Source organism: Thermodesulfobacteriota bacterium, from assembly GCA_036397855.1.
In the GTDB taxonomy this organism is placed as follows: Bacteria; Desulfobacterota_D; UBA1144; order Nemesobacterales; family CSP1-2; genus DASWID01.
This window is the reverse complement of sequence record DASWID010000018.1, coordinates 13,603-38,568: the sequence shown is the minus strand read 5'-3', so window position 1 is coordinate 38,568 and position 24,966 is coordinate 13,603. Positions and strand designations below refer to the sequence as shown.

Annotated in this window: 23 protein-coding genes and 4 tRNA genes; 3 read left to right on the top strand and 24 right to left on the bottom strand. The window is 40.3% G+C overall.

The features are described from left to right. The 22 genes from VGA95_01295 to VGA95_01190 form a co-directional block, all read right to left on the bottom strand. A partial coding sequence (locus tag VGA95_01295) for a GTP-binding protein (GenBank protein ID HEX9665172.1) occupies positions 1 to 137 on the bottom strand: 137 nt, incomplete at its 3' end. 162 nt (positions 138 to 299) lie between these two features. Beyond that, a tRNA-Thr gene (locus VGA95_01290) sits at positions 300 to 375 on the bottom strand. 13 nt (positions 376 to 388) lie between these two features. Beyond that, positions 389 to 462: transfer RNA gene (locus VGA95_01285), tRNA-Gly, on the bottom strand. A 177-nt stretch (positions 463 to 639) separates the two neighbouring features. Beyond that, positions 640 to 725: transfer RNA gene (locus tag VGA95_01280), tRNA-Tyr, on the bottom strand. A gap of 100 nt (positions 726 to 825) precedes the next feature. Further along, positions 826 to 897 (bottom strand) — tRNA-Thr (locus VGA95_01275). Positions 898 to 1,038: 141 nt separating this feature from the next. Beyond that, on the bottom strand, positions 1,039 to 1,479 hold the full coding sequence (gene fabZ / locus VGA95_01270) for a 3-hydroxyacyl-ACP dehydratase FabZ (protein HEX9665171.1): 441 nt from the start codon (positions 1,477 to 1,479) through the stop codon (positions 1,039 to 1,041). 78 nt (positions 1,480 to 1,557) lie between these two features. After that, a complete protein-coding gene (locus VGA95_01265; protein ID HEX9665170.1) occupies positions 1,558 to 2,067 on the bottom strand; it encodes an OmpH family outer membrane protein in 510 nt (169 codons plus the stop codon). 15 nt (positions 2,068 to 2,082) lie between these two features. Then, positions 2,083 to 4,380, bottom strand: coding sequence for an outer membrane protein assembly factor BamA (gene bamA / locus VGA95_01260; protein ID HEX9665169.1), 2,298 nt, complete (start codon positions 4,378 to 4,380; stop codon positions 2,083 to 2,085). Then, positions 4,370 to 5,098, bottom strand: a complete 729-nt coding sequence (locus VGA95_01255) for an ABC transporter ATP-binding protein (protein HEX9665168.1) — start codon at positions 5,096 to 5,098, stop codon at positions 4,370 to 4,372. The genes bamA and VGA95_01255 overlap by 11 nt, the downstream gene beginning before the upstream one ends. Next, the gene (locus VGA95_01250) at positions 5,095 to 6,393 is read right to left on the bottom strand and encodes an FtsX-like permease family protein (protein ID HEX9665167.1); all 1,299 of its coding nucleotides are present in this window, start codon (positions 6,391 to 6,393) and stop codon (positions 5,095 to 5,097) included. Before VGA95_01250 ends, VGA95_01255 begins: the two co-directional genes overlap by 4 nt. Then, positions 6,393 to 7,853, bottom strand: coding sequence for a lysine--tRNA ligase (gene lysS / locus VGA95_01245; GenBank protein ID HEX9665166.1), 1,461 nt, complete (start codon positions 7,851 to 7,853; stop codon positions 6,393 to 6,395). The genes VGA95_01250 and lysS overlap by 1 nt, the downstream gene beginning before the upstream one ends. Positions 7,854 to 7,938: 85 nt before the next feature. Then, complete coding sequence (locus tag VGA95_01240; protein ID HEX9665165.1) at positions 7,939 to 8,349, bottom strand: PaaI family thioesterase; 411 nt, start codon at positions 8,347 to 8,349, stop codon at positions 7,939 to 7,941. Between the two features lie 174 nt (positions 8,350 to 8,523). Beyond that, positions 8,524 to 8,907, bottom strand: coding sequence for a DUF6573 family protein (locus tag VGA95_01235; GenBank protein HEX9665164.1), 384 nt, complete (start codon positions 8,905 to 8,907; stop codon positions 8,524 to 8,526). Positions 8,908 to 9,051: 144 nt separating this feature from the next. Then, on the bottom strand, positions 9,052 to 10,242 hold the full coding sequence (locus VGA95_01230; GenBank protein HEX9665163.1) for an MFS transporter: 1,191 nt from the start codon (positions 10,240 to 10,242) through the stop codon (positions 9,052 to 9,054). A gap of 461 nt (positions 10,243 to 10,703) precedes the next feature. Continuing rightward, positions 10,704 to 11,987: a dihydroorotase gene (locus VGA95_01225; protein HEX9665162.1), complete on the bottom strand. Its 1,284-nt coding sequence runs from the start codon at positions 11,985 to 11,987 to the stop codon at positions 10,704 to 10,706. Continuing rightward, positions 11,984 to 12,913, bottom strand: coding sequence for an aspartate carbamoyltransferase catalytic subunit (locus VGA95_01220; GenBank protein HEX9665161.1), 930 nt, complete (start codon positions 12,911 to 12,913; stop codon positions 11,984 to 11,986). The genes VGA95_01225 and VGA95_01220 overlap by 4 nt, the downstream gene beginning before the upstream one ends. 3 nt (positions 12,914 to 12,916) lie before the next feature. Then, positions 12,917 to 13,450: a bifunctional pyr operon transcriptional regulator/uracil phosphoribosyltransferase PyrR gene (gene pyrR / locus VGA95_01215; protein HEX9665160.1), complete on the bottom strand. Its 534-nt coding sequence runs from the start codon at positions 13,448 to 13,450 to the stop codon at positions 12,917 to 12,919. A 9-nt stretch (positions 13,451 to 13,459) separates the two neighbouring features. Further along, positions 13,460 to 13,810 (bottom strand): hypothetical protein, encoded by a 351-nt coding sequence (locus tag VGA95_01210; protein HEX9665159.1) that lies wholly within the window; start codon positions 13,808 to 13,810, stop codon positions 13,460 to 13,462. Between the two features lie 41 nt (positions 13,811 to 13,851). Then, positions 13,852 to 14,781, bottom strand: a complete 930-nt coding sequence (lepB, locus tag VGA95_01205) for a signal peptidase I (GenBank protein ID HEX9665158.1) — start codon at positions 14,779 to 14,781, stop codon at positions 13,852 to 13,854. Positions 14,782 to 14,896: 115 nt separating this feature from the next. After that, entirely contained in the window at positions 14,897 to 17,059 is a 2,163-nt protein-coding gene (locus VGA95_01200) for a bifunctional (p)ppGpp synthetase/guanosine-3',5'-bis(diphosphate) 3'-pyrophosphohydrolase (GenBank protein HEX9665157.1), read from the bottom strand. After that, positions 17,043 to 17,669: a guanylate kinase gene (gene gmk / locus VGA95_01195; protein HEX9665156.1), complete on the bottom strand. Its 627-nt coding sequence runs from the start codon at positions 17,667 to 17,669 to the stop codon at positions 17,043 to 17,045. The genes VGA95_01200 and gmk overlap by 17 nt, the downstream gene beginning before the upstream one ends. A gap of 226 nt (positions 17,670 to 17,895) precedes the next feature. Further along, the gene (locus tag VGA95_01190) at positions 17,896 to 18,978 is read right to left on the bottom strand and encodes a mannose-1-phosphate guanylyltransferase (protein ID HEX9665155.1); all 1,083 of its coding nucleotides are present in this window, start codon (positions 18,976 to 18,978) and stop codon (positions 17,896 to 17,898) included. A 198-nt stretch (positions 18,979 to 19,176) separates the two neighbouring features. Between VGA95_01190 and VGA95_01185 the strand changes: the two genes are divergently transcribed. After that, complete coding sequence (locus VGA95_01185; protein ID HEX9665154.1) at positions 19,177 to 20,868, top strand: AMP-binding protein; 1,692 nt, start codon at positions 19,177 to 19,179, stop codon at positions 20,866 to 20,868. Positions 20,869 to 20,967: 99 nt separating this feature from the next. Here the strand turns inward: VGA95_01185 and VGA95_01180 are convergent, their stop codons facing one another. Then, positions 20,968 to 22,962: a cation:proton antiporter gene (locus VGA95_01180; protein ID HEX9665153.1), complete on the bottom strand. Its 1,995-nt coding sequence runs from the start codon at positions 22,960 to 22,962 to the stop codon at positions 20,968 to 20,970. A 132-nt stretch (positions 22,963 to 23,094) separates the two neighbouring features. Further along, positions 23,095 to 24,081 carry an FAD-dependent oxidoreductase gene (locus VGA95_01175; GenBank protein HEX9665152.1) on the bottom strand — a complete coding sequence of 329 codons (987 nt, stop codon included), beginning with the start codon at positions 24,079 to 24,081 and terminating at the stop codon, positions 23,095 to 23,097. Between the two features lie 170 nt (positions 24,082 to 24,251). On the opposite strand from VGA95_01175, the gene gldC reads away from it, so the two are divergent. Together gldC and VGA95_01165 are read left to right on the top strand one after the other, a co-directional pair. Continuing rightward, a complete protein-coding gene (gldC, locus tag VGA95_01170; protein ID HEX9665151.1) occupies positions 24,252 to 24,599 on the top strand; it encodes a gliding motility protein GldC in 348 nt (115 codons plus the stop codon). Between the two features lie 85 nt (positions 24,600 to 24,684). After that, positions 24,685 to 24,960, top strand: a complete 276-nt coding sequence (locus VGA95_01165) for a hypothetical protein (GenBank protein HEX9665150.1) — start codon at positions 24,685 to 24,687, stop codon at positions 24,958 to 24,960. Positions 24,961 to 24,966 lie beyond the last annotated feature (6 nt).

Below are 24,966 nucleotides of genomic sequence, written 5' to 3'. Positions count from 1 at the left end.
GACACATACTTCGCCCTGCCCTGCTTCTCCAATACCTTCGTTATCGCCGCCGTCAACGTCGTCTTACCATGATCCACATGCCCTACCGTACCTATGTTTAAGTGCGGCTTACCCCTCTCAAATCTCGCCTTCGACATTCTCTTTACCTCCCAAATTAATCAACTCAAATTCCAAGCACCAAGTACCAAATTACAAATAAATTTCAATTCCTCAATTCTAAAATACCAAACAGTAGTGCCAGTCCATATCATTTGGAATTTGTAATTTGAGATTTGGTGCTTTCTTTCCATTAAACATTTTGGAGCCCACGAGCGGACTTGAACCGCTGACCTCATCCTTACCAAGGATGTGCTCTGCCGACTGAGCTACGTGGGCACCGCTATTTTTGAGCGGGAGACGGGACTCGAACCCGCGACCCTCAGCTTGGAAGGCTGACGCTCTAGCCAACTGAGCTACTCCCGCACACCCGTAAAATGATGCATGATTCATGATCCACGATGAATCTTGTATCCTCCATTCCGCATCGTGAATCGTGTATCCTGCATCGTGCATCCTGTATCGTGAATAGTATATACGACTTATTTCATTCGTGTTCATAGGCGTCTATTCGCGGCTAATAATTTGTCATTATAAAAAACTTGGTGGGGAGGGCAGGATTCGAACCTGCGTAGGCTCGCGCCGGCAGATTTACAGTCTGCTGCCTTTGTCCACTCAGCCACCTCCCCGCCGCTGAAAGAGATGCACCATGCACGATCCACGATTCGCCATAAACGGTACATGAAATATCCTGCATCGTGCATCCTGTATCTTGCATCATATCATTTGAGCTGGCGAAGGGATTTGAACCCCCGACCTGCTGATTACAAATCAGCTGCTCTACCACTGAGCTACGCCAGCTTTTAATTGATACATCAATTGAAATCATATCCCTCTTAATTGAAATATTACTGGAGAAAAGGATTTATTTAAAGGAATTTAAATTAACATGGCACGAGAAATTATCAAATTTATTAGACGGTTAGTATAAGCCTTGATGGACTAGACGATTGCGGCAATGATCTGGGCCTCGGCGACCTTATTCTTCCCTACGAACGCCTCGCCACTAAACTTCAGGCCCCGTAACCTATTTTTGAGAAGTTTTACTTCCAGTTTTACATTATCACCAGGTAAAACAGGTTTCCTGAATTTAACGCTTTCAACACCCATGAGATAAACATTAAATCTGCCCTTCTCTTTAATTTTTTCAGGATAGGAAGAAGCAAATAAGATCCCTCCAGCCTGTGCGAGAGCTTCGAGTAGGATAACCCCTGGTACAATCGGATTCCCAGGAAAATGACCCCTAAAAAAGTCTAATTCATCGCCAAAACGCTTTGATGCAACGATCCTAACCTCCGGCTCAAGCTCAATTACACTGTCGACAAAAAGAAAAGGATCCCGGTGTGGAATGAAATTTTTTATCTCCTCTTTATTGTATATCATACTTCCACCTTACAAATTTATTATTTATGCTCATATGTCAAAAAAAACCGTGCAATGTAATTCGCTTGAGTAATTTTCTCACTGCTTGGCATCAAAAGCCTTAATGACTCTATCGGTAATATCAGCACCTTTGCAGCACAAGATACCACCCTCACTCTTTTCTACAATGATCTCATAACCCTCAGAATTCCCAATATTATTTATTATCTCCACAACCCGAGATAATATTTGCTTTGATAGATCGAGATCACGCCTCTGAAGTTCATCTCTATAATCGTCACGAGTCCTATTGAGATCCTTCTCCTTTCTCTGTAATTCATCGGCTTTTCTTAACCTTGCTTCCTCATCCATAACAGCAGATTGCTTCAAAAAACTCTCCCTCTCTTGATCCAGAGCCACTTTCTTTTGTTCGATCAATGTTGCTTTTTGATTAAACTCTCGTTCAAAAGCACTCTTTGCCGTCTTTCCAGCTTTAGATTCGAGAATCACACGTTGTAGATCAATATATGCAATTTTCGCAGTTGATTGGGCATACGATAATCCCGATGTCAAAACTGTAAACAAAAAAGCAACAATTAAAATTCTCATTTACTGCCTCCTTAACTAAAATAATGTACCTACTGTAAACTGAATCTCGTATGATTTCTCTCCAGGAAGTCGAGTACCTATCGGGAACCCAACTTCAAGCCTCAATGGGCCGAGAGGTGAATTCCACCTAAAACCAAGCCCCCAATCCTTCCTTAGATCACTAGGATTTAACGTAAGATCTTGTCCATCATTAAATACATTACCTATATCAAAAAATAAAACTCCCTTAAGGCCTACCTGAGAAAGGATTGGAAAAATATAATCCACCTGAAACAATAATTGCTGCACGCCACCTATAAGAACAAAACCTCCATCTGGAACAGGAACGCGTGGACTAACTCTCCTAAAACCAAAGCCTCTGAGTGTATTAGGACCTCCTAGGTAATACCTTTCAGCGACAACCAATTCATTCCCTATGTTTTGAAAATCTATTATGCCATATGTTCCAAACACGGAGAAGTACGTATTATACCAAAATGGTACGAATTGTCTTGACGAGATATGATATCTAATAAAATCTGTATCTCCACCAAAAGGCCCGGCATACTCTATGCTTGTCCTCGATATATTTCCTCTTGTGGGATCCAGTACATTATTCAACGTATCCCATACAAAACCGAGCGCGAAGCTACTGACGGTTTGTGAATTTTCAGTTATAAGGAATGAAGCATTTCTATCTACATCACTAATTTTGAGACTCTCCAGTCTATAAGTTAACGATCCGCTTAACTGACTAAATAATCTGCGGCCCACGGTTAAAGATCCACCCCATGCCTCCCTGTCAAAATCCCTAAATACCTGTTTCGATCTAAAGCCAACTGCATCAAGAGTCCAGTTAGAGTCGAGAAAGTGGGGGTCTGTATAATTAATGAAAAAGAGCTGTGTTACGCCACCGATCTGGGCATTTAAAGATACCCGTTTCCCGGTGCCAAAAATATTTGACTCTTGAACTTGACCGGCGAATATGATAGTCTCAACCGAGCTAAATCCACCAGCCACACTGAAAAAACCGGTAGGTTTCTCCTTTACCTTGACACTTAAATCGACCTGATTATCGGTTCCAGTAACACGATTGGTAGCAACTTCCACATTCTCATCAAAAAAACCGAGCCTTGAAACCCTCGGTTTGATTGCATCTACCTTGGAAGTGCTATACAATTGCTCTTCTTCAATGGGAATTTCCCTTCTTATAACCTTATCCTTTGTTCTAGTGTTACCAACAATATCTATATCTCTTATATATACCTCCGGGCCCTTCTCAATTAGAAAATTCAAATCAACCGTGAGTTCTTCCCTATTCTGTTTGACACCAGGATCGACATTGGCAAACGCATATCCCTTATCGCCATAAAACGTCGTGAGTTTTTCGATGTCATCGGCCAGCTGTTCACCCCGGAATATTTCTCCACTTTTCAACTTGAGGAGTGAAAGCAGTTCCTCCTGAGCAATAACCAAATCTCCATTAAAAGTAATATTCTTAATTTTGTACTGCTTACCCTCTTCAATTCTAAACGTTACTATATAGCCATCTTCTTGGTCGCTGAACTCAATCTCAGGTTTGCTTACCTTTACATCGAGGTATCCATTATTATAGTATTTTGCCCTGATTCTTTGTGTGTCATTATCAATTTCTTCCGGGTTATACAAACCGCTTTTTGTTATAAATGAAAACATTCCTTTTGTTTTTGTGTATAAGCCTTCTTTGAGTTGCTTTGTCTTAAGGGCTTCATTTCCTATATAACTAACCTCCTTGATATATGCTCGTTTTCCTTCCTGTATGTCAAAGGTAACACTTACAGTCCCTTCTCCCTTCGGTTCAATGCTATAGGTAACCTTTCTCGCGACATAACCCTTCTCGGCATATAGTTTCTCAATTGCCTCAACACTCTTCTTGACCTTGTTAAGCTCGATAATGCGACCCTCTTTGACATCTATTACATCAATTATCTCTTCATTTTTTATCTCCTCATTTCCTCTAATTCTGAGATCTACTACAACAGGTTTTTCTTTGACTCTATAGATCAGAACGACTCCTTCAGGAGTTTGCTCGACTTCCGCCGATACGTCTTCAAAAAATCCTAATTTATAGATATTTTTTATATCCTCCCTAACCGTGTCCGGAGATAGAGGCTCCCCCTCCCTTGAAGAAAGATTGTTTTTGATAATATTCGTCTCAATTCTTCTATTTCCCTCAATTTCGAGCTTTACGATATTTTCCTGTCCTATTGCAAGAACAGGAAGAAAAATCAGACTAATTAAGAGAGAAAACGCAGTTATGATTGTGCGCTTAAGGTATGATTTACTATTTCTCATCAACGACCAATCCATCAGATAGTGTGATAGTTCTACCCAACCTACTTGCCACTTGAGGATTATGAGTCACCAACACCAGAACAATACCATCTTCTTCATTCAGCTTTAAAAATAGATCCAAAATCGACATCCCTGTTTCCAAATCCAGGTTTCCTGTCGGTTCATCCGCAAAAATCACCCTTGGTTTTAAGACAACAGCCCTAGCTATTGCAACTCGTTGTTGTTCACCCCCTGACAACTCCCCAGGTCTGTGAAATAACCTGTTTTGCAGACCCACTTTGAAGAGGACTGACTCAGACAACTCTTTTGCCTGCTTCCTCCCAATACCTTGAATCAATGCAGGCATCATAACGTTCTCTAGCGCATTAAACTCCGGAAGAAGATAATGAAACTGAAAAACAAACCCAATCTCACGATTCCTAAAGGTTGCGAGTTCACCATCACTGTGTTCAAAAATATTGAGTTCCTGTGGTTGCTCGTTGTGTCCATTGCTATCAGGCACGCCGCTTGTATTCCAATAAATCAATTCACCTCCCGTCGGGCGATCCAGTGTACCTAGTATATGCAATAGGGTGCTCTTTCCCGAACCTGAGACCCCGACTACGCCGATAGTGTCGCCCCTGTTTATCACCAAGTCAATCCCCTTAAGTGCTTCAACTTTATCCCCCTTTGTCTTGAAAACTTTCCAAATGCACTTCGCCTCTATTAAGCAGCTCATTCAAACCTCAACGCTTCTACAGGATCCTTACAAGACGCCTGATAAGATGGATACAAGGTAGCAATAAAACATATGATTAAACTGCTAATTGCCACCACTAAAAAGAACAGAGGTTCAATTTTAACCGGGAACTCCGAGATGGGATAGACTTCCGGGTCAAATGGAATGAGCTGTTTAATAGATTCGTTGGTCTTAAGCAAGTAACATATGCCAAAACCAGCTAGAGTACCCAAGACAGTCCCAATAAGTCCAATAATCATCCCATCAATTATGAATATCTTCATGATACTGCCTCGTGTTGCTCCCATAGCGCGTAGAATTGCGATATCCTTGCCCTTCTCCATCACTACCATTGTAAGGGTACTAACGATATCAAGTGCGGCAACGAGAATAATGAATCCAAGAAAAACAGCTATCGCCAATCGCTCCAAACGAAGCGCCCTGAATAGGCTTCGGTTTACCTCCTCCCAATTTCTAATGAAGTAAGGAAACCCCAAGATTGCTGAGAGTTTCTCCCCAATACCCTTCGCCTTATATATATCCTTAACCTTTACTTCTATCCCCGATACCTTTTCTTTCATATCAAAAAAGTTCATCGCATCTTCAAGAGATACGTAGGCAATTGATGAGTCATACTCAACCATACCATAGTCAAAAATACCGATGACCTCAAATTTTTTTACCTTAGCCTGGGGACCAAAGGGACCATACTTACCCAAAGGAGAAAGGACACTAACAATATCGCCGACAGTTACACCCAAGGTAGATCCGAGTTCTCTGCCAATAATTATAGGAGGTTTTCCTGAAGTTGTTTCTCCTGTTAGCCTCGTCAATTGCTCACTACCAATATTCATGAGCTTATTGCTATTTACTTTCTCCCCTCTACCCACTACCCCCCTTCCAATAGCTTCTTCCACGTTTGTTACTGTTCCCGCGCTGCTGGGATCAATACCCCTTATCACCGCCCCGATTACATTGTTTTCACTGACAATCATTCCTTGGCCATAAATGAAAGGGCTTGCCCCCACAACACCAGGAAAATCCAAGACCCGCCCCCTTATCTCTTTGTAATCCTCTATCGGACCATCATAATCCAAAATCACGAGATGAGAACTGACACCCAATATCTTATTCCTAAGTTCCTCTTCAAAACCACTCATTACACCCAGCACAACATTAAGAGCCATGACACCAATAATAACACCCAGAATAGCGATAAGGCCGATTATGGATATGAATGCCTGCCTTCTTTTTGACCTTAGATATCTAAGTCCAATAAAAAATTCGTATTTCATTAGGTTCTAAGTTGTGGAAAAAAAATAACGTCCCTTATTGAGGGTGAATCAGTAAGAAGCATTACTAAACGATCAATTCCAATTCCTGCTCCAGCCGTCGGTGGCATACCATATTCCAATGCAGCTATGAAGTCTTCATCGATTTCTTGATACTCACCTCCACCCCTTGCCTTTATTTCCAACTGATTGGTAAACCTCTCCCTCTGATCTACAGGGTCGTTGAGTTCTGAGAATGCGTTCGCAATCTCTCTAGCCGCCACGAATAGCTCAAACCTATCCGTAATCTCAGGATTCTCATCATTTTTCCTAGCTAGTGGAGATATATCGGTTGGGAATCCGTAAACAAATGCGGGATCCACTATGTCTCTTCCTATAGTATGTTCAAATAACTCAATTATAGCTTTGCCTCTGACCCCTTTATACTCTATTCTAAATGAATCTGCTTTAGAAAATAGGAATTCGTCATTTTTCAATATATCTTCACCGTAGGTGTCTATTAATGAGTCGATCATACTAATCCTCTTCCAAGGACGGCTCAAATCTATCTCCACGCCTTGATATTCAAACTGGTTCGTATTAATCACGGTTTTGGCAACAAAACAGATAAGTTCTTCGATCAGATCCATCAAATCTTCGTAAGTAGCATAAGCTTGGTAAAGTTCTAGCATTGTAAACTCCGGATTATGCTGAGTAGATATTCCTTCATTTCTGAAAGTCCTTCCAATTTCATAAACCCTATCAAATCCGCCTATAACGAGCCTTTTTAAATAAAGCTCTGGAGCTATTCTCAAAAAAAGATCCATATCCAGCGCGTTGTGGTAGGTTTTGAATGGTTGAGCAGCCGCGCCACCCGCTATAGGATGAAGAACCGGGGTTTCCACCTCGATAAAATCCTTTTGATCAAGAAAGGTTCTGATAGCCTTGATTATCTTTGTCCTTTTCAGAAAGACATCCTTAACATCTAAATTGGAGATCAAATCCAGATAGCGCTTTCTGTATCTTAACTCCACATCTCTTAACCCATGCCATTTTTCTGGAAGAGGATTCATTGTTTTGGTAATGAGCCTAATTTCTTTGACGTTTAGCGTCAGCTCTCCCGTTTTGGTCTTGAATAGATTGCCTACTATTCCGACGAAATCTCCAATATCTACAAATTTCCTGATAAATTTCAAACTTTCTTCACCTACAATATCTTTTCTAATATAAGCTTGAATCTTTCCTGATCCGTCTAAAATATGAACGAACATACTCTTTCCAAAATCCCTTATTGCAATTACCCTGCCCGCAATGGAAAATTCTGTATCAATTGTTTTTAACTTATCATCTGAAACGTTTCCATATGAAGAAAGAATCATCGAAGCACCGTGTACGGGTTTGAAATAATTACCATAGGGGTCAATGCCGATCCTCTTTAGTTCTTCTATTTTGTGCTTTCGCTGGTCTATGAGTTCATTCTCCATCATATCGTGCACTTGTTCTACCCTATTAGGGAAAATACATAGAGGGTATGGATATATGACCGCAAAGTATTATTGCTTAGGTATGTCAAAATCTCTTATTTTCGTCAAGTATAATATACGTTGCGATTGCTTTTGCAACTAGCTCCTGATTATTAATGATATCGACTTCCGCAGGCACGATCCGTCCTTTTCTGAGCACAACTGCTCTTGCTTCAATAATCCCCTCTTTAATCGGTTCCAAAAAGTTGATTTTCATCTCGACGGTCACAAATTTCTTGTTCGGTTCGACAAATGAAGCAATCGATACAGCCGCTGCTGAATCTGCAAGAGTAAATACTGCACCTCCGTGAACTATGCCGTATGGTTGAGTTAGCTTCTCGCTAAAGGGCATAATGAGCTTCGAATAACCGTCTCTCATTTCAACCACTTCTATTCCGAGCAGACTCCATATAGGTGGAGATGGAAATGGCAATTTATGGTCATTGCTCCTGTTCACGTGTTTTCTCCGTTCTCATACAATTGACTGTGCTGATCCATAAGATATATCAGTAGATAATACCTATGCTTTAATGCTACCTTTCAGGGACGCTTTAAAGAATCTTCTATTCAATGGCTTAGTAACTTAGACTTTTTATAGATAAATTTCAATAACGCGGAACGATCGATATTTTTAAGCTTTTTTCGATCCGGCAGGGTATTCCTCTGGAAGCATAATCGTAATGCAGGGCCTTTGATCATCTGAATCAATGGGGCCTAAAAGAGATAAAAGTAATGCAGTATCATTTCTACCATCTTTCTCAATTGAAGCATTAAAATAAATTAAATTTGATTTACTGGTTTGTCTATGAACCCTTAGTGAGTAAACGAGTTTACTTAAGATTACCTTGATTATTCTCTTTTCATCTTCTGAAATATTACTATCATTCCCTTCATTCATTATCCAACTATCCAAAACCTTATTTGTAATGAATACAGGTAAAAAAAGGCCGGCTTCCTTGGATATATCAGTTATATCTCTCTGTAATCCGTCATCTAATGCCTTTCGTCTATCCATCTTACCAAGGGTCATTCTTATCACCTCGTTTGTTGAAAATCACTATATCTAGTTTACATCATACTCCATTCTATTATACAGTTTCTCGACTTCTTAATTGATGATAGAAAATTATTAATAAACGATTTTTGTAAGAAATAAATGCTAATTACTCCCCCTACCAAGCAAGCTAAAAAGGACAAACCCAAACAGGCATACAAAAGCGATAATCTCAAACATATCACGAAATCCATAATATTCTGCTATCCAGCCATAAGCAAAAGAACCTACCATCCCCCCAGCCGTAAAAGCCACACTGCAAATCGAAAATGCCTTACCCCTGTCATCTAATGGTGTTATATCAATAACGAGGGCATAAAACGTGGGGTATAGGAGCCCATGACTTAGCCCGAAAAGGACGCCTATCTCTATGAGATCAATCTCGTTCGATGTAAATCCCAACCAAAAAATACTTATCGAAAAAAATAACAGTGATGGCATTAAAGTTTTCTTTCTTCCATACTGATCAGGAATCCATCCTCCAAAAAGACGCATACAAATCACAGCGATGGTATATGTTATAAAGAAATAATGAAATGATTCGATCTTGACCCCTTTCGCAAACACCGGTAAAAATGTGATTGTTGAGATAAATCCCGAACCGGCTATCATGATCGTGATAGCGGAAATCAAGATATCTTTTCTCAGAAGTATAGTTAAGTAGCTATCGCCTTTTCTTTCGCTCTGCTTTGTCCTTTCAGGCTCCTTTAATAGCATGGCAATTAAAAAAGACAGAAGCCCAAAACCAGAAACAGACAGAAATAAAAGCCTAAAATCATAATATTCAAGAATTAGTCTCCCTATATATGGGGCAAGTGCATAATTAATAATCGTAAATACTCCAAAGATACCAATCGCTTGAGCCCTTCTTGCCACCGGTGTAACTTCAGCGGTTAGTGTCCCCGCTGATATAAAAAAAAATGAAAAAGAAGCCCCTTGAATAACCCTTAGAAGTGGAAACAAGAAATCTAATTGATTTACATAAGCAAAAAGAAAAGTTGTGAGAGACATCATTAACCCTCCAGTCGCTACAAACCACTTTTTTCCCCACCTATCAACAAATAGGCCAACAGCTGGAGTAGAAATAATGGTGCTTATCCATGTTATTCCCATTATAAAACCGATAACAGATGCGCCACCGCCAAGCTCCTGAATTCGAATTGGAAGAAGGATAAAGGAATGGAAATTGAAGAAGAACAAGAAGCTGGCAATAGTAATAAGAATGAAATCCCGGTTAAGAAAAGATATATCTCTTTCTAACCCAAATTCAGTAGTCTCATTTACATCTTCATTCATAACATTTCAGAAAAGATTTCTAGAAGCTAGATATTACACGTGCAATCCAGTTACTTCGATCTTAGAGGATCAGTATTGTCAAAATGTTTGCGAAAATAGCAACTTCTCCCCTTAGCACATAAAAATAGCATTTATTGGAAATTTATAAATTGTAAAATAAAACCCTCACAGCAAGCTGCAGGGTATCTTCAATTCAAAAATAGTCCTCACAGTCATTGTGCGAAGAACCCTGAGTCCTTCGACACTTGGATTACACGCAGGACTAAGGATAACCTCGGTCAAAGAGGACGAAACAATCCCGATGGAGAAGATTGTTTCGCGGAGTTGACACCGCGTCTAGCGAAGTGCTCGCAATCACATCAGTACCCCTGTAGCAAACTACAGGCAATTTGCTAGTTAACACAAAATTGAAGTGGGAAATATAATGTGGTTATAAAAATTGTGAAATAAAACCAGAGACACTAGGATGCGTATACTATCCTTCCACCAACAATAGTGTATTCAACACGACCAGATAGCCTCCATCCGTGGAAAGGGGAGTTTTTCCCTTTAGAACGAAATTTCATTCTATCAACCGTAAAAACAGTCTCCGGGTGGAAAATCACAACATCGGCTATTGAGCCGACCTTTAACGTGCCTCGCCCAATCTTTACTATTTGAGCCGGGTTGATGGTGAGCTTCTTAATCACTTCAGGTAGACTCAAAACATCTTCTTTGACAAGTTTTAACGATAGGGAAAGAGCTGTTTCAAGTCCTGAAATACCGAAAGGCGCAAGATCAAACTCTACCTTTTTCTCATCTTCGGTATGAGGAGCATGATCAGTCGCTATCACATCTATCGTACAATCCCTTAAACCTTCTCTTATCGCATCAACATCCGCTTTGGTTCTAATCGGAGGATTAACCTTAGCATTTGTATCATAATCAAAAATAGCTTCATCAGTTAACATAAAATGGTGTGGTGTAGCCTCCGCCGTGACTTTAATTCCTCTAGCTTTTGCATCTCTTATAAGCTGAACTGAACCAGCTGCGGAAACATGAGCAATATGAAGGCGAGCTCCTGTAAGCCCCGCTAGGATGATATCCCTGGCAACCATTATTTCCTCAGACGCATTCGGTATTCCTCTAAGACCAAGCCGATTCGAAACATGCCCCTCATTCATGACTCCCCCGCCAGAAAGGTTTAAATCCTCCGCATGCGAAATGACTGGAATGTCAAATGCCATTACATATTCCATCGCATGTCTCATAACTCTTGAGTTCATAACCGGAAACCCATCATCCGAGATTCCGACACAACCAGCCTCATACATCTCTCCAATATGCGCCAGGGATTCCCCAGCCTCTCCCTTCGTAATTGCTCCAATCGGGAATACATTCACTATTCCCTCCTTTCGGGCTTTGAGCAGAATGTATTCAGTTACGGTTGCGTTATCATTAACCGGATTTGTGTTGGGCATACATACAAGGGAAGTAAATCCACCTGCAGCTCCTGCTTCGCAAACAGTCCTAATAGTTTCTTTATGTTCAAATCCGGGCTCTCTCATATGTACATGGAGGTCTATGAATCCAGGCGAGACTATTTTTCCTGAAGCATCGATTATTTTAACCCTTTTATCTTTTTCGATCGTTTTGGTGTCTGACGGGTAACCTTTTATCTTACCGTCTTCTATAAGTATGTTTCCAACTATATCAAGCTTCTCGGAAGGATCTATGATGCGACCCGCTCTTAAAAGCATCTTCATACCTTTCTTCCTCCGGAAGCTACAAGGTAAAGCATAGCCATTCTAACTGCAATTCCATTTGACACCTGATCTAAAATCACCGAATTTACATCGTCAGCTACTTCTGAAGATAATTCGACCCCCCTGTTTATAGGTCCCGGATGCATCACAATCACTTTATCATTAGCCTGCCTCAACTTCTCATGACTAAGGCCGTGTAATTTTGAATACTCCCTTAGAGAAGGAAAAAACATCGACTCCTGTCTTTCTTTTTGAATACGAAGCATAATTACGACATCTGCATCTTTCAGAGCTTCATCAAGCTTATAATATACCTTTACATCCATGTCCTCAATCTCTCTTGGGATTAGCGTTGGGGGTCCAACAACTCTCACCTCGGCTCCAAGCTTGAGAAAGCCCCAAATGTCTGATCTAGCGACCCTGCTGTGTCTGATATCACCCACTATTACCACCCGAAGCCCTCCTATATCTCCTCTTATCTCCTTAATAGTGAATAAATCAAGCAATGCTTGACTGGGGTGCTCATGGGAACCATCACCGGCATTAATAATCGACGATTTAAGCTCTCTTGCCAGTAACCATGGTGCGCCGGACATTGAGTGCCTGATCACAATTATGCCGGCTCCCATCGCTTCGAGGTTTCTAGCAGTATCGAGAAGGGTTTCGCCTTTCACAACGCTACTCTGATCGGGTGTAAAGTTTAGTACATCAGCACTGAGCCTTTTCTCAGCGATTTCAAAAGATGACCTTGTCCTGGTACTGGGTTCAAAAAAAAGATTGACGACCGTTAAACCCTTAAGAGCGGGAACCTTTTTAACATCACGCTCTGAAACTTCTTTCATAGAAGCGGCTGTATCGAGAATTACGACAATCTCTTCCGCCGTGAGTTCTTCCAGTCCCAAAATGTGCTTTCTGTGAAAAACCATCTTTTACTCTTGATTTATTAGCACTTCGTCTTTCCCATCAGTTTCATTGAGTAAAACCCTGACTTTCTCATTCTTATTTGTATCAATCTTTTTCCCTATGTAATCCGCCTGTATTGGCAATTCCCTGTGACCCCTATCGACAAGGACAGCAAGCTGAATGGAAGAAGGCCGACCAAAATCCATGATGGCTTCAATTGCTGCCCTAGAAGTTCGCCCGGTGAAAATAACATCATCGACCAGGATAACGGTCTTTCGATCTATTGTGAAAGGGATGTCCGTTTTCTTTAACTCTGGCCACTCACGTTTAATCTGCAGGTCATCCCTGTAAAGGCTTATATCAAGAGTGCCTAAGGGTGGTTTTATACCAGTTATATTCTTGAGCTGCTCGGCTAATCTCTGGGCTAGATAGATCCCACGGGTCCTAATTCCAACAACAACTAATTCTCCGGAATCGCGATTCGTCGAAATTATTTCATCCGTAATTCGGGAAACAGTTTGAGCAATTGTCTCCGAATCCATAATAACTTTTTTAGCCATTATCTATTACTAATTGTAAACGCTTCTGAGCACCCCTTCACATGTGTAGCGGAAATCAAAATCCTTTCTATATCTACCAAAGAAATCCGCGTGATCATAATAATTTATCGTAACTATCACGGCTTCGTCTGTGCTAGTTATAGAGAATTTCCTCTTATCGGGTGGTATGCCTGCTCTCGTGAGCCCTTCGTCAAGTGCGTTTGCGATAAATTTAGATCCATATTTATGATAAATATCTGCATTTTCCTTACACACCCCCCTTATGCCTATAACACCCCTATAGTATATGGGAATTACCTTGAATCCTACGTACAGAACACCAACGATCACCAAGAGCCAGAATATGAGCTTAATATTCATTTTATTTATTCCCCAGCACGATTGAAGTATATATGCTTTGCTTAATTAATTAAGGAGAATATCCTATTCCATCTAACCTTGTTGAAAAAGTTATTACTCTCGAAATCCCAAGACCAGTGGGTCATAAAAGCTTCACCTTCGATGTTATGAATAGGAACGAATCCCCAGAACCTGCTGTCCTGACTATTATCCCTATTGTCGCCCATTACAAACACCTGCCCCGGAGGCACTACCACTGGTAGATTACCCCTTTGAGTATACTCACGTCCCTTTTCATATATCACGATATGTTTTTTACCCAGTAGATCTTCTTGATATTCGTCATATTTTGTTCCAAACCTTTCGTCATTGTAATCACCCACGTAGTCAAGAGGCATTTCCTCTCCATCGATAATCAGGTTCCTCCCTTCCACATCAATCTTGTCGCCAGGGAGGCCAACCACTCGCTTAATATAATGGATCCCATTCTTCGATGGATCACTTTCACTGTTTGGATACCTGAAAACTATTACGTCGCCATGTTTTATTTCCCTTAAGGGTAAAACTACTTTATCCGAAAAAGGAATCTCTGTCCCATATATGAATTTACTCACTAACAGATGATCGCCAACAAGGAGAGTAGGTATCATAGAACCAGAGGGAATTTTAAAAGGCTGTACTATAAATGTCCTGATAACCAGTGCCAGGACAACTGCAAATAGCAGCGCCTCAACATTCTGTCTTAATTTCGACTTGACAAACTTTGATAGATGCTCCTTATTTATACTCTCAAGCTCGTCGGTCTTTAACTTAATCTCTGACATATTGCCATTGCTGATCGCAAGCTCTGTCTGGCCAAGCTTCTCCCTAATGAGTCCAGCAATTTCAGGTTGAACCTTTGACCTATTTTTCGCATATAGATTCTTTGTTTCAGAATATACTTGCCTCGCCTTTTTTCTAACCCTGTATTCTCTTGACCAAATATTTATCATCTAAGGACATTGAGTATATATCGGTAAATTAGTGGTTTCAATATTAAGCAGATTATGCAATTCAACTTGAAGTTGATTTTCAGGTGGATAACATAACTAAATTATATAATCATCATCAAACTTCATCGGCTCCAACTATCCTCTCCACCGAAATTACGCCTTTAACTTTCTTTATAGATTTCATGACACTCTCAAGTTGATGGAGGTCCGATACAACTATATCAAACGTCCCAATAGCGCTATCGACATCGGTTGAATGCATTTCGGCTCTTGAGATGTTAATATCAGAGGTGGAAATCGAGTTTGTGATATTAGACAACATGCCAGGACGATCGCTGCAAGTCACCAAGATTTTTGCGGGTCGAAATCCCTTGTAGCTCTTATCCCACTCAACCTCTATCCTTCTTAATGGATCAACGTCAAGCAGTTGCGAGCAGTCATGTTTATGAATGGTAATACCTCGACCCCTAGTTATATATCCAAGGATTTCCTCTCCAGGCAGTGGTGAACAACATAGAGCAAATTTTATCATAACATCATCATACCCCTTAACTAAAACACCCCCGTCTGTAGACCGTGTGATTGTCTTAATTATTCTATCGATTCTGGATTCTTTGTCGGGGGGATGTTCCAACTTAACTTTTGTATCCAAGCGTTTAAGGAGATCAGCCACGGAAACTTTTCCAAAGCCAACGGCAAGGAAGAAATCCTCGACCTCCTTAAATTTGAGTTGCGAGAGCGCGTCACTGAGTTCTCCATTTTTCAGCATTTTTTGAAAGTCGAGACCATGCTGCTTGAATTTTCTTTCGCTAATTGATTTCCCGACAACTCGAGACTGTTTAGTCTCCTCACCTCTTAGCCATGACCGAATTTTGTTTTTTGCACGTGATGATGAGACAAACTTGAGCCAATCCCGGTTTGGATGCTTTTCTGGGGACGTGATAATTTCAACCGTATCCCCGCTCTTTAATCTGTAGTCCAAGGGTACCAGTTTCCCATTAACGACAGCCCTTGTACATTTGTTACCAATCTCTGTATGAATAGAGTAAGCAAAATCAACAGGAGTTGCTCCAACCGGAAGTTCTTTCAAATCCCCCTTTGGGGTAAATGCATAGACTCCATAAGAAATAAGTTCCCCTTTTATGGCTTCCAGAAATTCGTTTGGATCCTTGATGTCTTTCCATTCCAATAGCTGTCTCAGGGTGCCATATACGTTATAACTCTCGTCGCTTTCGATCTTACCTTCTTTGTATTTCCAATGTGCAGCGACGCCATATTCAGCTACCTGATGCATGCGGCGAGTTCTGATCTGTATCTCCATCCTTTCGCCAATGGGACCGATAACAGTCGTGTGGAGAGCTTGATATCCATTTACCTTAGGCAAGGCAATGAAATCCTTGAATCTGCCAGGTACGGGTTTCCACGTGGAATGAACCGCTCCCAATGCTTCATAACACTCCCTTAACGAATCAGTGATCAGTCGGAAAGCTATTACATCATAAACCTTTTCTAAATCAATATTTTGCACCCTCATTTTATTAAAAATCCCATAAATGTGCTTAAACCGTCCGGTAATCTCGGCCTTTATTCCAAACTCTTCGAGTTTGACATTGAGTATGTTTTTAACTTCATCAACGTATGTCTCCCACTCCTTCTTTTTCTCTTCGATTTGTTTGGAAATCCGTTCAAACTCATCAGTATTCAGAAACTTGAATGATAGATCTTCGAGCTCGGTTCTAACCCAGTAGATGCCAAACCTGTGGGCCAATGGAGCATAAATTTCAAAAGTTTCTTTTGCTATCCTTTTCCGACGATCATCCGCCAAGTACTCTAAAGTGCGCATATTGTGAAGTCGGTCAGCAAGTTTGATAAGTACGACTCGAATATCTTTTGCCGTCGCCAGTATCAATTTCCTGAAGCTCTCCGCCTGTTCGTCTATCTTAGAGGTGTACGGAAGCTGGCTAATCTTTGTAACACCGTCCACAAGAAAGGCGATATCTTTACCAAATAAGGATTCTATTTCGTTCAGAGTAGTAAGCGTATCCTCAACAGTATCATGCAGCAGCCCCGTTACCACAGATGAGACATCAAGCTTCATATCCGCTATAATCCCAGTCACTTCAAGTGGATGACTCAGATATGGTTCACCTGAGCTCCTCTTTTGACCGGCATGAACCTTTGCAGAATAGACATATGCCTTCTTGATAAACTCCCTGTCTTTTTCAGGCAGGTATAGATAAGAACTCAGTTTTTCAACTATATCATTTAATCTTATCACTTCTTTTCTCGTAGAATTCTAATCTTGAATCCCTTAGAACTCTTTCCTTCCTGCACCGCTCAGAAAGTATTATAGCGGCAAGATTCTCTAACGCCTCTGCCAAAACGTCATTTACAATAATATAATCATAATCCTCGATTTCTTGTATCTCTTTTTTAGCATCCTCGAGCCTAGTATCTATTTCAATTACTCCTTCAGATTTTCTCTCCATTAGCCTCTTTCTCAAAATATCAAGAGACGATGGTAAGACAAAAATATACACACCCTCACTATACTTAGCTCTAATATTTCGGGCCCCCTGTACATCTATGTCTAAAATCAGATCGATACCCGATGATGCGGCTTCCTCGATTGGCTCGACAGGGGTCCCGTAGCGATGCCCATGCACAATAGCCCATTCAGATAATCTTCTGTCCACTATTAAGCCATTAAACCCATCATCAGATATGAATTTGTAATCAACTCCATCTCTTTCATCTAGTCTGGGTTCCCTCGTAGTATAGGAGACCACAAATCTTATATCACTAATTTTCTGGATTACCTTTTTCGATAGAGTCGTCTTTCCACTGCCTGACGGTCCAGAGACAATAAATAGTAGTCCTTTTTTCATCGTGCCTTTAGTCAAATACGATGGAGCAATAACTAACTTAAAGGATTCAATTTTGCAGATGCCCTCTACAGAAAGCTTGCTTAGGAGATTAAGTTTGCAAGGTTGTGATCAATACTATAATTTTATAAAATACAGGTAAACTCCATAATTATCTTGCTAGCTGCACCATATTCCTAACATAATATTTTAGGTAACTCATCGTGGATTTGCAATTAATTTTCATAACTTAGTCCTTTTCAAGATCTAATCTCTCTACCAACTCCTTAACATCTTGAGCCTTATCCTTATCCAGTACTAAGATTGCATCATCAGTTTCCACTATGACCAGATTTTTCACCCCAACCGCAGCAATCAGTCTGTTTTGCGCAAATAAAAGGCAAGAAGTGGAATCCAGTGAAATGCAATTTCCAATGTTGATATTCTCCACTTCATCTGATCTAAGAAACTCATCCAGAGCCTGCCATGTACCAACATCACTCCACGAAAAATCTACAGGTATTACGACGCCATTCTCCGACCTTTCGAGTATAAGCTTATCAATCGAGCCGGATTGGATGTTCTTATAAAATTCCTCAAACACAAGGTTACCGTAGCTGCTCTCAAAAGAATCTAAAATTCCATCAAAATACTTATACCACTCGGGAAGGATCTCAGAGAATTCGTTCAATATGGCTGTAGTTTTCCATATAAATATACCGCTATTCCAATAATATCCACCTTCATTTACAAGATTTGTAGCAGTTTTTAAATCTGGCTTTTCAATAAACTTCAAAATTCTCTTGGCATTATAATGCGCAGACGAGTTTACCAATTCGGTCGATTCCTTTATATATCCATATCCTGTTTCAGCCTTCCTAGGCTTTACGCCAAGGGTCACAAGCGGGTAATCGCTGGAAGGAAGCATTATATTTGCTATGCGTTGCCCGTATTGTATAACATCTCTGAAACTCTGATCATCAACGATTGCATGATCAGCGGGTAGCACAAGTATCGTCGAATCGGGGGAAATCTTTTTTATCTTGAGAGTACCCAGCGCTATGCAGGGAGCAGTATTCTTCCCTTCAGGTTCGATAATTATGTTCTGCAGAGGTAATCCAGGTAAATGCCTACGAGTTTCGTCAAGATAACGTTCTACGGTCACGACAAAGATATTTTGATAAGGAATTAATGGCAGAATCCTCTCAACTGTTTGTCTTAAGAGTGATTTCCCACCGATAAGATTAAGAAATTGCTTTGGCCTATCCTTCCTGCTCAGGGGCCAAAATCTTTTTCCTTCTCCACCTGCCATTATAAGGGCAAACAGATGCATTTCCTTATTCTAAACACTGTACGATTTTTTCTCAAACGATCATTTGAATAATATTTAACCAATAATTTCTCAGCCCGAGAGGTATTTCAATCTACGTTTTCAACTATTTATAAACTATCTGTAAATCATCTATTAAAAAACCCATCTCCAGAAGTTATTCTAAAAAAATGCTAGATTTATATACCCTAGCCATTCATTATGAACAAATTAAATAAGCCAATCAGAAAAATACCCACTGTAAGAAACCCTTACGGAATCAAAACAATCCCCGAAATGATCGAGAAAAGTGTAGATAGGTACAAAGACAAAACAGCATATTTAATACCAAGAAACAATAATATCCATAAGTTCAGTTATAGGGAGGTACTGGAATATGTAAAACGTATTGGCAGATACCTAAAGGAGTCAGGGATCGGCAAGGGCGACAATATTGCAATACTGGGCGAGAACAGGCCTGAATGGGGCATATCATACTTCACGGTATCCTGGATTGGTGCAACAGCTGTTCCACTCGATTCAAGAGCATCCATGGAAAGCCTTAGGTTCATCCTCGGCTTTTCGGCGGCAAGGGCGATTTTTTTATCTGAATCTTTTCTCACCAGTATCCGACCAATACTTCATGAACTCAAAGGCTTGAAACACATGATTATAATGGAGAACTTTGACGACATATTTAAGAGGTATTCCTCGGGCGTTGAAAGAGAGAGTGTTTCAGATCAGCAACTCGCGGAAATACTATTCACTTCAGGAACTACCGGTAACCCAAAAGGTGTGATGCTGACTCACAAGAACATCATGTCAAATGTAGAAGACATGTATAAAATTCTTGACTTAAGTCCCGATGACAGGGCTTTCTCCGTTCTCCCAATGCACCATTCTTACGAGTGCACATGTGGGCTTTTGGGATCTTTCTATAACGGATCAAGTGTGTTTTATGCCAGAAGTATAAAGCCAAGAGAAATGCTTGAAGATTTATATATAGCCTCTCCCACGATATGGTTAAACGCTCCGCTGATTTTGGAAAAGCTCTATCTTAGAATAAATAAAGAAATTTCGGGTCAACCAGGGTTTAAAGGAATTGTCATGAGAGCCCTACCTAAAAGAATTATTGGTAAAAAGATAAAGAAAAAATTAGGACTCGAAAAGTTAAAATTGATAATCTGTGGCGGTGCCTCCCTTCCTACCTGGGTTTCAAGAGGACTCGAACAATTTGGATTTCCCATTGTTCAGGGCTATGGATTATCTGAAGCATCTCCACTTATAAGTGTTAATCCCCCTTCAAAGCCAAAAAACGAAAGTGTCGGAATGATTATAGAAAGCGATGAGGTCGAAATAAGAGATAGCGATAGAGACGGAAATGGTGAAATTGTGGTGCGGGGCCCCAATATAATGAAGGGTTATTACAATAACGAAAATGCAACAAAAGAAGTCTTGATGCCAGACGGATGGCTATACACAGGAGATGTTGGATTTTTTGATGATGAAGGATATCTTTACATAACTGGCAGAAAAAAATTCTTGATAGTAACACGAGGCGGAAAAAATTTATCCCCTGAAGAACTTGAGGAAAAACTGACGAAATCATATTACATTGAAGAAGCATTGGTATTTAGTCCCGATGATAAAACAATACAGGCTTTAATATATCCAAACATTGAAGAAGTCGGTGAAAGGTTGGGAGCTATTGGACTAGCGGTATCTGATGAAAATGTATGGGAACTCATCAAAGCGGACATAAGGAAGATAAATCACCATCTTGAGGCCTATAAAAGGATAAGCAATTTTGCAATACTACACGAGGAATTTCCCAAAACCACGACACGCAAGATAAGAAGAGATCTATTTGAGAACATTTTCTTAAAACCTGATCAAAAGGTTTTCACTGATTGAGCCTTCTTTTTAACATCATATAAAATTCAAAACAGGATTTAATCCCTCCACAAGATCGTAAGTAAATATCGTTAACCCATGACGCAGGGTAGTTACAGTCTAGACCCCACGGAACAAAGAGGCAACATCAACTATTTTTTCTGGTGAACCCAGTATAATTACTTGGTCTTTGGGGGAGAACCTTTCATCTCCAGCAGGGTTTGGTATCAATTGAGTGTTCCTTCGGATAGCAAGAACTGTTACCCCGTAAATGTTCCTCAAACCAACTTGGGCCAGCGTTTTGCCAATCAAGGTGGAATTTCTATTAACCTCTAAAGAACTGATTTCCATGTCTGAGAGATGAAGTCTTAAATCAGATAAAAATGCAGACTGTTTGGAAAGATTTCTAAACATCTCATATCCATCGGACCTCACCACCGCTATAAACTCCTCAATTTCATCCCGCGGTACTAAATACTTCATCAATACCCTCGCAAATATCTCGATAGATGTTTCATATTCCTCAGGTATTACTTCATCAGCTCCCAGATCATATAGTGGTTTCACTTCACGTACAAAACGCGTACGGGCAATAATATGCAACTTCGGATTTAAATAATTGGCTATGGACGTTATTCTTCTAGTCGCAGCAGCATCCGATATAGCAATTACAAGCACCCTTGCGTTTGCAATTCGGGAGCGCTTAAGAACCTCCTCTTGAGTTGCATCACCATAAAATATGAACTCGCCCTTTAACTTTTCTTCTCTAACAGTCTCAGGGTTCATTTCAATTATTACATAAGGGATATTAGCTGCTTTGGCAGCTCTCGTTATATTTTTACCATTTACTCCAAAGCCGATGATAATTAGATGATCCTTTAATATTTCTTCGCTTATAACTTCATTGGTGATAACTACAGGATAAAGACCTGATTTCAACCAGTTTGGCAGGGGTAATCTGGATACAAATTCCGAAAAATTTGAGCCTTTCATCAATATGAATGGAGTTGCAGCCATAGTGAGGATTGCTACTGACAGAAATATTTGGTACATATTTTCATTCAATAATCCGTGATTAACCCCCGACTCTGACAAAATAAAGGAAAATTCCCCTATCTGGCAAAGTGCCAGTCCCACCAAAATCGCACTACGCAGCGGGAATCCAACAAGGATTGCAGACAAAGATGAAGTGATAATCTTTAAAACCAATACCGCTAAGGTTATTAGGATTATCAGGAAAGGATGCTGCAAGAGGAACTTCACGTCTAGAAGCATCCCTATGGAAACGAAAAAGAAGCTTGCAAAGATATCACGGAAGGGCAAAATCTTGCTAAGCGCCTCCTGACTGTATTCTGATTCTGATATTATAAGCCCGGCCAAGAAGGCGCCTATTGCTAAAGAAAGCCCCAGGCTGGAGGTAAACCATGCAACCGCTAAACAAATGACCACAATTCCTAATAAAAATAGCTCACTACTTCTGCTCCTGGTAATCTGAAAGAGTAGCCAGGGTATCACCCACTTGGCAGCGATTATAACAAGAATAACGATTGTCATCCCTTTCACAAGCAGCATCAGTAATGTAAGACCTACCTTGTCTGAAGCACCCGCAAGAATCGGAGTTATTAGCATAATCGGTATGATTGCAATGTCTTGAAATATTAAAATGCCCAGAGCAGCCCCACCATGAGGACTCTCAACCTCCGCCCTCTCCTGAATTAGTTTGATTACGATTGCTGTGCTACTCAGAGATATGAGAAAGCCGATAAAAACAGACTCTCCAAGGGTTCTTCCCAAAACCTTCATCAAAAAGAACGAAGTCAATGAAGTAAGAAAAACCTGAAGAAACCCCCCTATCAAAGCCACTCTCTTGAGACGCAAAAGGCCCTCTAAGGAAAAATCAATCCCAATGGTAAATAACAACATCACTACACCGATCTCTGCGAGCACTTCCACATCATCGACACCTTTAATTAATCCGAGAACGTGGGGGCCAGCCAGAATACCAGTGAGCAAGAAACCCAATATTGTCGGTACTCGAATTACAGAGAATAAAAAAATAACAGTTATCGAAATTGCGAATATAATTACAACATCTCTTAGTATTGGTATGTCCATTTATATGATAAGACAATTAGTTTGAATAGCTTAAGATAGCTTTTACTCAGTGATTGATAGAAATTATAAATAAGCTTTATTCGAATATAGAAAAATGAAACCCCCCCAATAATATCTGCGAATTTAGAAAAACTAATGTGAGATACTTTCAGCCAATTCCACTACCTCTTCAGCACACCCCCATGATAATGTAAATCCTGCACCTCCGTGCCCGTAATTATGGATTACAGCACACCCCTCCGATACCCTTTCAAGCTCAAGACATACCTCCTTTCGGCCCGGACGCAGTCCGACCTTGTGTTCCAATAACCTCGCATCACCCAGAGACGGTTCCAATGCCTTACATTTCTCGAAAATATCATTAGCTGTTGCCATATCTATCTCTGTATTCCAATCATATTCCTCTGCTGTCCCACCGAGTATGCAATCCCCGGTCCTTGGCACTATGTATGTTATGCCGTTCTTTTCACTTTCATAATGATAGCATCGATTGATCCCGGGGTTGGTCGTTCTTATTATCTGACCGCGTATTGGGTATGTATCCTTGTCTTCACAAACATCATAGGCCCCAAGCCCTGAGCAATTTACGATTATCCTTTCCCCTCCATACAACTCCTTTAAAGATGATATCCTTGAGGCAAGCTTGATAATCTTACCACCCATCTCATTGAACCGCTTTACAAGATATTTCATATAAATCGGGGTTTCGATCAGCGGAACCTCAACAAGATATGCATCTTTAAATCCCGAAGGTACTTCACTTTGACTTGCGCGAACACATTCGGGTACCACCTTCTTCCACCATGGATTAGCCACCTCATGATCATAAAGTTCCATTAATTGAATTAGAGAAACTCCGGTACCAGTCTTTGCACTTAAATTAATAAATTCCCTGTATGAATATTTGCCCCATTTGAGGACCCTCCCCTCTGGATATACCCTAAAGGGGCTCCAATAAGCAGGGGCGATGTCCGAAGTAGTATCCGGCGGCACAGAATAGGCGATTATTTGTACCCCGAATTCCTTTTCCAATAATTGAATGCCGCATGTCAAGCCCGATACACCGGAACCTAATACAACGACTTCATAATTCTTATAATCGGAAAAAGTTATATTCAAGGCCTACTCTTTATACCAACACTACGAAGATACCTACAAGGATTTTTTTACAAGCAAAATTGGAAATTCAATATAATTCCGTATTCAAACAATAATGCTTTGTATTTCAAAAAACAGAATTATAGTTTATGTTAAATATCAATTTTAAATATTCATATAAAAGGTCAAAAATGTCAAAAGAAGCGGAGATAATATTCAAGGTTATGTTAGACGAAGAAAACATCCCTGAGTCAATTCACTGGGATGCAACAGATTCTGATATAGAGGGACTAAAACCTTGCAGCGCGATGCTTATATCAATCTGGGACCATGAAAGAAAAAACAGTTTAAGCATCGATCTCTGGACCAAAGAGATGACAGTGGAAGAGATTAATATCCACTACTTTCAAACAATTATCAGAATGGCTGAGACCTATCAACGAGCAACAAGCAACAAGGAAATTGCAGATATGATAAAAAGATTTGGTTCAGAATTCGCCGACAGAGCAGTTGAAGAATTCTCGAATAAAAGTGAATAAATCAAGCAAACTAAGAATAATCGTTTGGTTAAAGAGAACTCTAAATTTATTATTTATAAGCTACGAGCATGATAGGAGTACCCATTTGATAAAGTTAATATTAATTGTGGTCTCAATTACGATTACCCCTCTAGCAGGATGTGGATATTACGATACTGGCAAGGAAATACTGGTTGATAAGCCAATGGATTCGTCCAAAAGAAGACAGAAGTTACTCGATGCAAGAGAAATGGTAGAAAAATCGAGGAGGAATTATGAGAATTGCCTTAAAAAAAATCCCGAGGACGAATCCAGATGTGAAAATTATAAGAAGAGCTACGAGAAGGATGTCGAAACATACAGCTCATTACAATCTCAGTGATGTAGA

What these genes read in the sequence shown, in the direction of transcription:
- VGA95_01190 (HEX9665155.1), bottom strand. Translation starts at nt 18,978, where the DNA reads ATGCATCTGTTTGCCCTTATAATGGCAGGTGGAGAAGGAAAAAGATTT.
- gldC (HEX9665151.1), top strand. Translation starts at nt 24,252, where the DNA reads ATGTCAAAAGAAGCGGAGATAATATTCAAGGTTATGTTAGACGAAGAA.
- VGA95_01220 (HEX9665161.1), bottom strand. Translation starts at nt 12,913, where the DNA reads ATGGTTTTTCACAGAAAGCACATTTTGGGACTGGAAGAACTCACGGCG.
- fabZ (HEX9665171.1), bottom strand. Translation starts at nt 1,479, where the DNA reads ATGATATACAATAAAGAGGAGATAAAAAATTTCATTCCACACCGGGAT.
- VGA95_01185 (HEX9665154.1), top strand. Translation starts at nt 19,177, where the DNA reads ATGAACAAATTAAATAAGCCAATCAGAAAAATACCCACTGTAAGAAAC.
- VGA95_01225 (HEX9665162.1), bottom strand. Translation starts at nt 11,987, where the DNA reads ATGAAGATGCTTTTAAGAGCGGGTCGCATCATAGATCCTTCCGAGAAG.
- VGA95_01265 (HEX9665170.1), bottom strand. Translation starts at nt 2,067, where the DNA reads ATGAGAATTTTAATTGTTGCTTTTTTGTTTACAGTTTTGACATCGGGA.
- VGA95_01180 (HEX9665153.1), bottom strand. Translation starts at nt 22,962, where the DNA reads ATGGACATACCAATACTAAGAGATGTTGTAATTATATTCGCAATTTCG.
- VGA95_01210 (HEX9665159.1), bottom strand. Translation starts at nt 13,810, where the DNA reads ATGAATATTAAGCTCATATTCTGGCTCTTGGTGATCGTTGGTGTTCTG.
- VGA95_01230 (HEX9665163.1), bottom strand. Translation starts at nt 10,242, where the DNA reads ATGAATGAAGATGTAAATGAGACTACTGAATTTGGGTTAGAAAGAGAT.
- lysS (HEX9665166.1), bottom strand. Translation starts at nt 7,853, where the DNA reads ATGGAGAATGAACTCATAGACCAGCGAAAGCACAAAATAGAAGAACTA.
- bamA (HEX9665169.1), bottom strand. Translation starts at nt 4,380, where the DNA reads ATGAGAAATAGTAAATCATACCTTAAGCGCACAATCATAACTGCGTTT.
- pyrR (HEX9665160.1), bottom strand. Translation starts at nt 13,450, where the DNA reads ATGGCTAAAAAAGTTATTATGGATTCGGAGACAATTGCTCAAACTGTT.
- VGA95_01235 (HEX9665164.1), bottom strand. Translation starts at nt 8,907, where the DNA reads ATGGATAGACGAAAGGCATTAGATGACGGATTACAGAGAGATATAACT.
- VGA95_01255 (HEX9665168.1), bottom strand. Translation starts at nt 5,098, where the DNA reads ATGAGCTGCTTAATAGAGGCGAAGTGCATTTGGAAAGTTTTCAAGACA.
- gmk (HEX9665156.1), bottom strand. Translation starts at nt 17,669, where the DNA reads ATGAAAAAAGGACTACTATTTATTGTCTCTGGACCGTCAGGCAGTGGA.
- lepB (HEX9665158.1), bottom strand. Translation starts at nt 14,781, where the DNA reads ATGATAAATATTTGGTCAAGAGAATACAGGGTTAGAAAAAAGGCGAGG.
- VGA95_01250 (HEX9665167.1), bottom strand. Translation starts at nt 6,393, where the DNA reads ATGAAATACGAATTTTTTATTGGACTTAGATATCTAAGGTCAAAAAGA.